General features: G+C 32.4%; 14 protein-coding genes. 13 read left to right on the forward strand and 1 reads right to left on the reverse strand.

Annotated elements, in window-relative coordinates:
* Positions 1-50 precede the first annotated feature (50 nt).
* Positions 51-656: a DUF4254 domain-containing protein gene (locus VP395_RS08860; RefSeq protein ID WP_346241600.1), complete on the forward strand. Its 606-nt coding sequence runs from the start codon at positions 51-53 to the stop codon at positions 654-656.
* A gap of 29 nt (positions 657-685) precedes the next feature.
* Entirely contained in the window at positions 686-1,705 is a 1,020-nt protein-coding gene (locus VP395_RS08865) for a glycosyltransferase family 9 protein (RefSeq protein WP_346241602.1), read from the forward strand.
* Positions 1,706-1,721: 16 nt separating this feature from the next.
* Here VP395_RS08865 and VP395_RS08870 read toward each other — a convergent pair whose 3' ends face one another.
* Positions 1,722-2,777, reverse strand: coding sequence for a 2Fe-2S iron-sulfur cluster-binding protein (locus VP395_RS08870; RefSeq protein ID WP_346241604.1), 1,056 nt, complete (start codon positions 2,775-2,777; stop codon positions 1,722-1,724).
* Between the two features lie 118 nt (positions 2,778-2,895).
* Between VP395_RS08870 and VP395_RS08875 the strand changes: the two genes are divergently transcribed.
* From VP395_RS08875 to atpH, 11 genes are all read left to right on the forward strand, one after another.
* Positions 2,896-3,300 (forward strand): DUF2059 domain-containing protein, encoded by a 405-nt coding sequence (locus VP395_RS08875; RefSeq protein WP_346241606.1) that lies wholly within the window; start codon positions 2,896-2,898, stop codon positions 3,298-3,300.
* A 3-nt stretch (positions 3,301-3,303) separates the two neighbouring features.
* Positions 3,304-4,782, forward strand: coding sequence for a DUF5687 family protein (locus VP395_RS08880; protein ID WP_346241608.1), 1,479 nt, complete (start codon positions 3,304-3,306; stop codon positions 4,780-4,782).
* A gap of 11 nt (positions 4,783-4,793) precedes the next feature.
* Positions 4,794-5,501 carry an ABC transporter ATP-binding protein gene (locus VP395_RS08885; protein ID WP_346241610.1) on the forward strand — a complete coding sequence of 236 codons (708 nt, stop codon included), beginning with the start codon at positions 4,794-4,796 and terminating at the stop codon, positions 5,499-5,501.
* A 182-nt stretch (positions 5,502-5,683) separates the two neighbouring features.
* Positions 5,684-8,251 carry a type IX secretion system periplasmic lipoprotein PorW/SprE gene (porW, locus tag VP395_RS08890; protein ID WP_346241612.1) on the forward strand — a complete coding sequence of 856 codons (2,568 nt, stop codon included), beginning with the start codon at positions 5,684-5,686 and terminating at the stop codon, positions 8,249-8,251.
* 8 nt (positions 8,252-8,259) lie between these two features.
* Complete coding sequence (locus tag VP395_RS08895) at positions 8,260-8,679, forward strand: bactofilin family protein (RefSeq protein ID WP_346241614.1); 420 nt, start codon at positions 8,260-8,262, stop codon at positions 8,677-8,679.
* Positions 8,639-8,869, forward strand: coding sequence for an AtpZ/AtpI family protein (locus VP395_RS08900; protein WP_346241616.1), 231 nt, complete (start codon positions 8,639-8,641; stop codon positions 8,867-8,869). The genes VP395_RS08895 and VP395_RS08900 overlap by 41 nt, the downstream gene beginning before the upstream one ends.
* Positions 8,869-9,261: a hypothetical protein gene (locus tag VP395_RS08905; protein ID WP_346241618.1), complete on the forward strand. Its 393-nt coding sequence runs from the start codon at positions 8,869-8,871 to the stop codon at positions 9,259-9,261. The genes VP395_RS08900 and VP395_RS08905 overlap by 1 nt, the downstream gene beginning before the upstream one ends.
* Before the next feature lie 103 nt (positions 9,262-9,364).
* On the forward strand, positions 9,365-10,477 hold the full coding sequence (gene atpB, locus VP395_RS08910) for a F0F1 ATP synthase subunit A (RefSeq protein WP_379884284.1): 1,113 nt from the start codon (positions 9,365-9,367) through the stop codon (positions 10,475-10,477).
* A 33-nt stretch (positions 10,478-10,510) separates the two neighbouring features.
* Positions 10,511-10,702: an ATP synthase F0 subunit C gene (gene atpE, locus VP395_RS08915; RefSeq protein WP_162880152.1), complete on the forward strand. Its 192-nt coding sequence runs from the start codon at positions 10,511-10,513 to the stop codon at positions 10,700-10,702.
* Positions 10,703-10,781: 79 nt separating this feature from the next.
* The gene (locus VP395_RS08920) at positions 10,782-11,282 is read left to right on the forward strand and encodes a F0F1 ATP synthase subunit B (protein WP_346241621.1); all 501 of its coding nucleotides are present in this window, start codon (positions 10,782-10,784) and stop codon (positions 11,280-11,282) included.
* A 4-nt stretch (positions 11,283-11,286) separates the two neighbouring features.
* Positions 11,287-11,823 carry an ATP synthase F1 subunit delta gene (atpH, locus tag VP395_RS08925; protein ID WP_346241623.1) on the forward strand — a complete coding sequence of 179 codons (537 nt, stop codon included), beginning with the start codon at positions 11,287-11,289 and terminating at the stop codon, positions 11,821-11,823.
* The last annotated feature ends 24 nt before the right edge of the window (positions 11,824-11,847 follow it).

An 11,847-nucleotide genomic window follows, 5' to 3' on the forward strand; every position in this document is an offset into this window, starting at 1 on the left:
ATAAAGTTAATTATTTAGACTTATATTTACACTTTTAAAATTAATACATCATGTTTACAAGTAAAGCCAACAAAATATTTCAAGACGTTATTGAAAAATACCACGTTATTAATACCGTAGATCAACCATTTGAAAATCCATATACGGAAAGCAGTTTAATAGAGCATTTATTATACAGAAAGTGTTGGATAGATACGGTACAATGGCATTACGAAGATATTATTCGTGACCCGCAAATAGATCCTGTAGCTGCTTTAACTTTAAAACGACAAATAGATGCTTCTAACCAAGATAGAACTGATATGGTTGAGTACATTGACAGCTATTTTTTGGAAAAGTACAAGCATGTAGTTTCAAAAAAGGATGCAACAATTAACACTGAAAGTCCTGCTTGGGGCGTAGATAGATTGTCTATTTTAGCATTGAAAATCTATCATATGAATGAAGAAGCAACTCGTGTAGATGCTACCGATTCACACCGTGAAGCATGTCAAAAAAAATTGAATATTTTATTAGAACAACGTATCGATTTAAGTACAGCCATTGATACACTTTTAAGCGACATTGAAAAAGGCGATAAATACATGAAAGTGTACAAGCAAATGAAAATGTATAACGATGATGAGCTTAATCCTGTTTTAAGAGGGCAGAAATAATTCCTGCGCAGGCAGGAATCTCATCAAATATGTTTAAGCAACCAAAACACATCCTCGTTATTCGTCTATCCGCCATGGGCGATGTGGCTATGACGGTTCCTGTATTAAGAGCCTTTTCCCAACAATATTCTGAAGTTAAACTAACCGTTTTAACTAGAGTTTTTTTTGCTCCTTTTTTTAGAGATTTACCAAATGTCTCAGTGTATTCGGCTAATCTAAAAGCGGAACATAAAGGAGTTTTGGGACTGTATAAACTTTCAAAAGAATTAAGGAATTTAGGAATTGATGCTGTTGCCGATTTACACAATGTATTACGAACTAAGATTTTAAAATCTTTTTTATTCGGAATAAAAACGGTTCAGATTGATAAAGGTCGAGCTGAAAAAAAAGCATTAATTTCTGGTGAAAATTTCCAACAACTTAAAACAACGCATCAACGTTATGCCGATGTTTTTGAAGCTTTAGGTTTTAAACTAGACTTAATGAATCCTACCTTTCCTAAAAAACGGAATTTAAACGATAAAGTGATATCTTTATTAGTTGATAATTCAATAAAACAAATAGGAATTGCGCCTTTTGCAGCCCACGAGGGTAAAATGTATCCGTTGGATTTTATGAAAGTTGTTATTAAAACGCTTTCAAAAGATTACAAAGTGATTTTATTTGGAGGTGGACAAAAGGAAATAGAGATTTTAAACGGGATTGAAGCCAGTTTTGAAAATGTTGTTAATGTTGCAGGAAAATTATCGCTGGATGAAGAATTAGATGTCATTTCTAATTTAGAAATTATGCTTTCCATGGATTCTGGAAATGCCCATTTAGCAGCGATGTTAGGCGTAAAAGTGGCGACTATTTGGGGTGTAACACATCCGTATGCGGGATTTGCACCGTTTAATCAACCCGAAGGTTATGCTTTGTTATCCGATCGAAATCAATTTCCTCAAATACCAACCTCTGTTTACGGTAACAAATACCCAGAAAACTACAAAGAAGCTTCCCGAAGTATTTCACCAAAAACTGTAATAAATAAAATAAAGTCTTTAGTCTAAAACCTAACGTCTGTTCCTAAACATCATCATAATCTACCACAATAGTTGGTGTAGTAGGATGTGCTTGACAGGTAAGAATCAAACCTTCTGCAACTTCACTTTCCGTTAGAATATTGTTTTGGCGCATGGTTACTTCACCTTCTTTTAAACGTGCTAAACAACTACTGCAAATACCACCTTGGCAAGAATAAGGTGCATCAATATCTTCGTCTAAAGCCGCTTCAAGAACCGTTTGTTTTTGAGACATCTCAAAAGTTGTAGTGTCATCATCAACGGTAACGGTTACTGTTGTTTTTCCTGAAGGAGCTGCTTTCTCTTCAATTTCAACAGGTTTTGCTGCTTTAAAAAGTTCAAAATGAATGCGGTCAGTTTCAATACCATTACCAGTTAAAACATCTTTTACAACATGAATCATAGCTTCAGGTCCGCAAAGATAAAAAGCATCCACTTCAATATGTTTGTGCTTGTTTAGCATCACATAATTAACCGTGCTTTTTTCAATACGACCAAAAATAGAATCGTCTTTATCTTGTTTACTAAATACGAACTGAATGGAAAAGCGGTCTTTGTACTCATGTTGAAGCTCTAAAAGTTCATTTAAAAACATGGTGTCTTCGGTCGATTTGTTCCCGTAAACCAAAATAACTTTGCTAAGAATTTCTTCTTCTAAAGCACATTTAATAATACTTAAAATAGGTGTAATACCACTTCCTGCTGCAAATGCTGCTATATTTTTTGTTTTAGAATCGTTAGGTTCAAAAATAAAACGCCCTTTTGGTGGCGCTACTTCCAATTCATCTCCAACTTTCAGCTCATTATTCGCATAGGCAGAAAAAGTACCGTCCTTTACCTCTTTTACGGCTACTTGAAGTTCGCCGCTTTTTGGTGATGCACAAATAGAATAATCGCGTCGTACCTCATTATCATTAACAGTTGCTTTTAAGGTAATGTACTGCCCTGCCTTAAATGAAAAGACAGATTTTAGGTTTTCGGGCACATTAAAAGCAATGCTTATGGCTTTATTAGCTTCTTTTTTTATATTTTTAATTGAAAGTTTATGGAATGATGACATGTGTAAATTTTTGACAAAAATACTAAAGTTGAGTTGTAAATTTAAATTTACTTGTAACAATTAATGTAAAAGTCTTACTAACCAATTAGAATTTAATAAATATTAATAAAACCTTCAAATGAAAAAATTATTATTAGCGTGTATGTTTTTAGTTGCCATAGTAACTCAATCCCAAGAAACTTCTGATTTTAAAACAGAAACGATTGAATTTGTTAAATTAACAGGTGCTGGTGCTGCGTTTGATAATGCTATTTCTCAAATAGGTTTTCAGGTTTCTGAAGCGAATAAAGAAGCTTACACTAAAGAAGCTAATGCTACATTAGATGGATTATACGATAAAATAGCCGATTTATATATGAAGGAATTTACTCAAAGTGAGATTAAAGAATTAATAGCTTTTTATCATACCGATTTAGGAAAAAAATTGGCCATAAAACAATTAGGGTTAACCCAAAAGGCTATGATGTTTGGACAGTCTTGGGGTATGGAAGTGAGTCAAATTGCTCAAAAATACAACGAGTAGATAATGATTAAAAACTTTTTAAGTTTAGAATGGAAGTCTTTTTTTAGGTCGGCTAGTTTTGGTAAAGGGGTGGCTATAAAAATACTTATGGTCTTTTTAGCACTGTATTTTATAAGCATTTTTTTAGGGTTGGGAATTATATTGTACCCAGCACTTAAAAAAGGATTTCCAGGTCAAGACCCACTAACCATTGTAAACAGTGTCTTGTTTTATTGGATTATTGGCGATTTGGTTTTTAGGTTTTTCTTTCAAAAGCTACCTGTAATGGCTGTAAAACCTTTACTAATACTACCTGTTAAAAGAAAAAAAATTGTAAACTATGTTTTAGGAAAATCGGTAACTTCTTTTTTTAATTTTTTGCCTCTTTTTGCCATTATTCCATTTGGTATTACGTTAATAGTACAAGGCTATCCACCGGTTTCGGTTTTAACTTGGATGCTTACTTTAATGCTGGTAGTTCTCATTATTAATTTTCTAAATTTTATTATTGAAAGTTTTTCAACTGAAATAGAACTATCCTTTTTGCCAATTATAAGTATTGCCGGAGGCTTGTTCGCTCTTAATTATTTTAATGTTATTTCGTTTTCTCAAATTTTTTCTAATGGATTTAATGTCATTTATAATGCGCCGGTATTTATTATAACCCCCGTTTTAATTTTAATAGGGCTTTACATTGTAAACTTTAAATTATTAAGAAAAAAGCTGTTTCTAGATAGTGGTTTAAAAGAAAAAATCAAGGAAATACAGACTTCAAATTTAGATTGGACAAAGAACTTTGGAACTATTGCACCCTTTATGCAGTTAGATTTAAAACTTATTTGGCGTAATAAACGAACCAAATCGTCGGTTTGGATGGTATTAATTGGCTTGCTTTACGGCTTGTTTTTCTACCCGCAGCCTACTTATCAAGGTATGCCTTGGTTTTTTACATTTATCGGTATTTTTTCTACAGGTATTTTTTTAATCAATTTTGGACAATTTATACCTGCTTGGGACAGTGGTTACTATAAATTGCTCATGAGCCAGAATATTAAATACGAACAATACCTGCAATCTAAATTCACATTAATGGCATTAAGTGTTGTTATCCTATTTGTTTTGGGGATTCCGTATGTGTTTTTTGGTTGGAAAATTTTACTGGCACATTTTGTCGCTGCCATTTACAATGTTGGGGTTAATACCCATGTTATTTTATACGGCGGTTCTTTTAATAGAAAAAAGATAGATTTAAGCCAAAAAGCAGCTTTTAACTACCAAGGTACCGGGGCGGTACAATGGCTTATTGGTATTCCATTATTGCTTATTCCTATGGGAATATTTGCCTTGTTTTATTTTCTTATTGGGTTTGAATTAGCTTGTTTAGTACTAGCAATACTAGGCATTTTAGGTATAGTGTTTCATCAAAAACTAATGAAAGGTATTACAGCCAAATATGTACAATCAAAATATAAAATGATTGATGCTTTCAATCAAAATAATTAACAAATAACACGATGATAGTAACTTCAAACGTATCAAAAAAATATAGTGGTAATTTAGTTTTAAATATTGAATCTTTAACCATTCCAAAAGGTCAAAGTTTTGGTTTAGTTGGTAATAACGGTGCGGGTAAAACCACTTATTTCAGTTTACTTTTAGATTTAATTCAACCCACTACGGGCTTTATAAAAACAAACGACATACAAGTAAATAAAAGTGAAGACTGGAAACCTTTTACATCTGCCTTCATTGATGAAAGTTTTCTAATAGGTTATTTAACTGCGGAAGAATACTTCTATTTTATTGGTGAATTGCGTAACCAAAACAGGGCAGACGTAGATAAATTAATAGCACAGTTTGAAGATTTTTTCCATGGTGAAATACTAAATCAGAAAAAATATTTACGCGATTTAAGCAAAGGAAACCAAAAAAAAGTTGGTATTGTAGCTGCTTTAATTGGAAATCCTGAAGTTATTATTCTAGATGAGCCTTTTGCTAATTTAGACCCTACAACTCAAATTCGTTTAAAAGGCATTATTAAAAATTTAGCCGAAAAACAAGGTGTTACGGTGTTGATTTCTAGTCACGACTTAATGCACGTTACCGATGTTTGTGAGCGTATTGTTGTGTTAGAAAAAGGTGAAATTGTAAAAGATTTGGCAACCAATGCCACTACCTTAAAGGAGTTAGAAACTCATTTTTCTGGTACAGAAATGGTTTAAATGTTTTGTTGTTTATGTGTTTATTTGCTAAATAGCCTATTTAGTACGCTCTAACTAACAACCACATTTCATCCAAAAGTCCTTTCATTTTATGGGTTAATCGAAAAAGATGCTTATTTTTACCTGCTTACATAATATAAGCATGAGTTTATAGTTATTTATTTAGACTAAAAATACCAGCATTGAAAATACCCTTTAAAGCAATCTTAGTTTTTGCGTGTTCTATTTTATTGTTAGTAAGTTGTTCAAGAAAAAAGGACAAATTCATTAGCCGAAATTTCCATGCTGTTACAGCAGAATTTAATGCGCTTTATAATGGTTATAATGCCTTGGAAGCTGGTAGAAGTAGTTTAAATGATGGGTATTCTGATAATTATTGGGATGTTTTACCCATTGAACGCATGCAAATTTCTGAAGAAGTGATGCTGCCAGGGCAATCTAAAAACGAAAATTTCAATACTGCCGAAGAGAAAGCAGTTAAAGCCATTCAAAAGCATAGCATCACTATTGAAGGGAAAGAGAAAAACCCACAAATAGATGAAGCCTATTTGCTATTGGGAAAATCAAGATATTTCGACCAGCGTTTTGTACCGGCGCTAGAAGCTTTCAATTACATTCTTTACAAATATCCAGCAAGCGATAAGATAATTCAAGCGAAAATTTGGCGTGAAAAAACCAATATGCGTTTAGATAACGATGAACTTGCCATTAAAAACCTAAAACGTTTATTTAAGCAAGAAGAGGTAGAAGGACAAGATTTGGCAGATGCCTCCTCTACATTAGCTCAAGCACATTTAAACACTAAATCGGTTGATAGTGCCATTACACAATTAGAAATAGCTTCAAACGCAACAAAAAATGATGACGAACGCGGACGTTACAGATTCATTCAAGGGCAATTATATAATGAATTGGGCAAAAAAGACAGCGCAAATTTCGCTTTTGATAAGGTTATTGAACTTAATCGTAAAACGCCCCGAATTTATATGATAAGTGCCTATATCGAAAAAATTAAAAATTTCGATTATGAAAAAAGTAACAAGTTTGAGTTGTTAGAATTAATCACAGAACTTGAAGAAAACAGAGAAAACCGTCCGTTTTTAGATAAAATTTATCATCAAAAAGCAGCTTATTATTTGCATAATAAATCGGATTCTTTAGCTATTACTTACTTTAACAAGTCGTTACGAACAAACTCGCAAGACAAAATTTTAAAAGCTAAAAATTACGAAATTCTTGGTGATATGAATTTTGATAAATCTCTTTATCAAGAAGCAGGAAACTATTACGATAGTACCATGACCAATTTGGTTATAAATTCGAAACCATACCGTATTATCAAGCGTAAACGAGATAATTTAGAAGATGTTATTTATTACGAAGCCATCGCCAAAGTAAATGATAGTGTTTTAAATTTAATCAATTTATCAGAAGGTGAACGTGTTGCTTATTTTGATGAATTTATTGAAAAACTAAAAATAAAAGCAGAGAAGGAAAAAGAAAAAGCAGAAGCTGCCGAACGCAATACAGGTTTGGTAACTGTTAACGATAACTTAGCAGGAAATCAACCTGTACGAACTGGAACCCCATCACAAGCAGCTATGTTTTATTTTTACAACCCAACTACCGTGGCGTATGGTAAAAATGAGTTTGTAAAGATTTGGGGCGACCGTACTTTGGAAGATAATTGGAGGTGGTCTAACAAAGGAAATTTAGGAACTGTAAACAATGTATCAACTAACAATCTTTTAGTGAATGCTTCAGAAGATGAAATGTACGATCCACAATTTTATATTTCTAAAATACCTTCCGAAGCAAAAGAAATTGATAGTATTTCTAAAGAAAGAAACTATGCTTATTACCAATTGGGGTTGATTTATAAAGAAAAATTCAAAGAATACGAATTAGCAAAAAGTAAATTTCAAAACTTACTTAATAGCAATCCGGAAGAACGATTAATCCTTCCTTCAAAATATAATTTGTATAAAATTTATGAGCTTTTAGGTAATAACGATGAAGCTGCTATTGCAAAAACCGATATTATTTCAAATTACCCAGAATCTAGATATGCTACTATTTTAAACAACCCCGATTCGGCATCAGATAAAGACGAAAATAGCCCTGAAAGTTTATACGAAGCACTTTATCAAAAATTTGAAAATCAGGAATATGTTGAGGTTGTTTCAAAAAGTGAAGAATATATAAACACGTTTGATGGCGAACCCATTGTATCTAAATTAGAACTTCTAAAAGCTACTGCTACAGGACGTTTATACGGGTTGGAAGCCTACGGTAAAGCTATAAATTACATCGCCATTACGTATGCCAACACGCCCGAAGGCAAACAAGCACAAGATATTGAAGCTAACGTGTTACCAAAATTAACAAACTCAGAATTTTTTCAAGAAAACGATAGTATAACAGATAACTATAAAGTAGTTTTTAAGTTTGAAAACCCAAAACCAGAACAAGTTGCTAGTTTTCAAAAAGCATTGGATGAGGTATTAAAAAACGTAAAATATTATTCGTTAAAATCATCGGTTGATGTATATAATCCCAACATAAAATTTGTAATTGTACATGGTTTAAGAAATGCGCAAGTGGCAAAAACATTCAACCAACTATTAACGAAAGAAGATAAGAAAAAAATTAAAGAACCCTACTTTGTAATCACATCTGCAAATTATCAAATCATTCAAATACATAAAAATTTGGATGCCTATTTAAATACAGGTAATAACACTAAATAAATAGCATTATGTTCTCTGATAACAAAAAAGACAAACAATCTACAGAAGGCTTATCTAGCCAAAATATTATTTCGCAGGGCACTAAAATAGTTGGCGATTTTAATAGTGAAGGCGATTTTAGAATAGATGGAATTTTAGAAGGCAATATAAAAACCTCTGGTAAAGTGGTTGTAGGGAAATCAGGATTAATAAAAGGTACGTTACAAGGAACCGAGGCTTATTTTGAAGGTAAATTTTCTGGTAAATTAACATTGTCTGGTACGCTAACCCTAAAATCATCAGCAGAAATTGATGGCGAAGTAGTTGCAGGAAAACTAGCGGTTGAACCAGGGGCTACATTTAATGTAACCTGTATTATGAAAGGGACGGTAAAAGAAATGAATAAAGGTGGACAACAACAAGGAACAGGATCCGAAAAAACCGCTTAAAAACGCCGTCATTCTAACAGGAATAGCATTTCAAATGGGTATAACTATTTACCTTTTTATTATGTTAGGCAAGTGGTTAGATTTAAAATATTCCGATGGCGGAAAATTATTCCTAATTATAGGAACACTGCTAGGTGTTGCCATTTCCCTATATGTTGTTTTACAGCAATTAAAGAAGTTCAATAGTTAATGAGAAAATTATTAGCAGAAAATGTTATAATAATAGGTGTTGTTTCCATTATTACCTATTTTATATATGTTTGGATTTTAAACTATACGCAATCTACCGTACTTCAAAATCAAATTGTTTTGGCCTATGTTATTAATACCACATTGGCAATGGGTATTATGTTGTGTATGTTTTTGTTAAAAAAACGTTTTAAAGATCAATTAGCATTTATTTTTATGTTAGGCAGCTTTATAAAATTTGGCTGCTTTTTTATCTTCTTTTATCCTGTGTTTAATTCAGATGGAAACGTAACACGCATTGAGTTTTTTTCATTCTTCATTCCCTATGCTATTTGCCTAGTGTCTGAAACCGTAACCACCATACGGATTCTCAACAAATTAGATGCAAAATAGTACCCAAAAATAGTCTTTGTAAATAATGTGAAATTTTGATTTTTTATTTTAAGATAAAAACATACCTTTGCACCGATTTTTAGCCCACTATTAATTAAGTGATATGCAAAATATATTTTCATTAAAAACAATTTGTTTATTATTTTTATTCGTATCAAGTTTTTCTTTTGCTCAACATGAGGAAGAAAAGATGCATTTAGAAGAAATTGCGTCCGAAGTAGAAGGTAAACAAGGTTTAAAAGAAGAAATTAAAGAATACATCAATCATCACTTGCTAGATTCGCATGATTTTGGTCTGTATTCATATGTAAATGATGCAGGTGAACATAAGTATATTGGCTTTCCACTTCCTGTAATTTTATGGGATAATGGGTTGCAAGTTTTTTCTTCATCAAAATTGCACCACGGAGAATCTGTTGCTGAAGTTAATGGGAACTACTACAAATTATACCACGGTAAAATTTACAAAACAGATGCAGAAGGAACTATCAATTACGACGAGCATCATCATGCAACAAACGTTAAGCCTTTAGATTTTTCAATTACTAAAAACGTATTTACCATTTTCTTAGTAGGATTATTGATATTCTTTATGTTCAGAAGAATGGCTAAATCTTATCAAAAAGGAGCTTTACCAAAAGGCATGGGTCGTTTGTTGGAACCTATTGTACTATACATTCGTGATGATATCGCCATTCCAAACATTGGAAAAAAACACTACAAACGTTACATGAGTTTCTTATTAACCGTGTTTTTCTTTATCTGGATTATCAATTTATTAGGGTTAACGCCACTTGGGGTTAACGTAACAAACAATATTGCTGTAACATTTGCATTAGCGTTATTAACCTATTTAATAACCACATTTACAGCAAACAAAAATTATTGGGGTCATATTTTCTGGATGCCTGGGGTGCCATGGCCAATGAAAATTATTTTAGCGCCAATAGAATTATTAGGAACATTCATTAAACCTTTCTCATTATTAATTCGTTTGTACGCAAATATTACTGCAGGACACATTGTATTAATGAGTATTATTGGTTTAATGTTTATATTTAAAAACTGGTTAGGAAGTTCATTATCATTTGGTTTGGCATTCGTGTTAGCTTTGTTAGAACTTTTAGTGGCTGCTTTACAAGCGTACATCTTTACAATGTTATCGGCATTGTACTTTGGTTCGGCTGTAGAAGAGCATCACCACGACGACCATTAATAAATTGAGTGTTTAATTTTTAATATATATATTATGACTATTCCAAACATTGTAGGAGCTGGTTTAATCGTTATCGGTGCCGGTATTGGTATTGGTAGAATTGGTGGACAAGCTATGGAAGCTATTGCTCGCCAACCAGAAGCCTCAGGAAAAATCCAAACAGCTATGCTTATTGCAGCTGCACTTATTGAAGGTATTGGATTTGCTGCTTTATTTGCAGCTTAAAAAAACTAAAACAGCTATAACGGTTGGTTATAGCTGTTTTTTTTAAATTAAAAATTAACTAGTATAACAAGACATATAAATGGAAAAATTAATTGAACAATTTTCATTCGGATTATTCTTCTGGCAATTATTATTATTTGTTGGATTAGTACTTTTATTAAAAAAGTTTGCTTGGAAACCAATTCTTGATGCTGTAGAGAAAAGAGAAGATGGTATAAAAGGTGCATTAGAATCTGCTGAAAAAGCGAAACTAGAAATGCAAAACCTTCAAGCTGATAACCAAAAGTTATTAAAAGAAGCAAGAGCAGAGCGTGAGGAAATGCTAAAAGAAGCAAGAGATATCAAAAATAAAATGATTGAAGATGCTAAAGGGGAAGCGCAATCTCAAGCTAATAAAATGATTGAGCAAGCAACTGCTGCTATTGAAAGTGAAAAGAAAGCAGCCATGGCTGAACTTAAAAGTCAAGTAGCAGATCTATCTTTAGAAATAGCTGAAAAAGTAGTACGTGGTGAGTTATCTAACAAAGACAAACAAGAACAGTTAGTTGAGTCTATGTTAAGTGAAGCTAAATTAAACTAAAAATATGGCAGGAGCAAGAGCAGCAATACGTTACGCAAAGGCCGTATTAAGTTTAGCATCAGACAGAAAAACAGCCGATGCTGTAAACGAAGAGATGAAGCTAATTGCCAATACTATTGCACAAAGTAAAGACTTAAGCGATGCGCTACAAAGTCCTGTACTAAGTGCTTCAGTAAAAAAATCTGTGTTATTAGAAGTTTTCAAAAGGGCTGATAAAACAACTTTAGGCTTAATTGATACATTAGTATCAAATAATAGAATTGATATTTTAGCAGATGTTGCTGCTAAATATAACCAGTTATTCGATCAATCTAAAGGTATTGAAGTGGCAACTGTTACAACCGCAATTCCTTTAACCGACGCTTTAAAACAAAAAGTGTTAGCTAAAGCAAAGGAACTTACAGGAAAAGACATTGAAGTACAAAGCATTGTAGACGAAAGCATTTTAGGAGGCTTCATCTTAAGAGTTGGCGATATCCAATACAACGCAAGTATAGCAAATCAATTAAGTAAATTAAAAAGAGAATTCACATTAAACTAAGATATTTATATCTAAATAAATAAT

The organism is Mariniflexile soesokkakense (assembly GCF_039650365.1).
Taxonomy (GTDB): Bacteria; Bacteroidota; Bacteroidia; order Flavobacteriales; family Flavobacteriaceae; genus Mariniflexile; species Mariniflexile soesokkakense.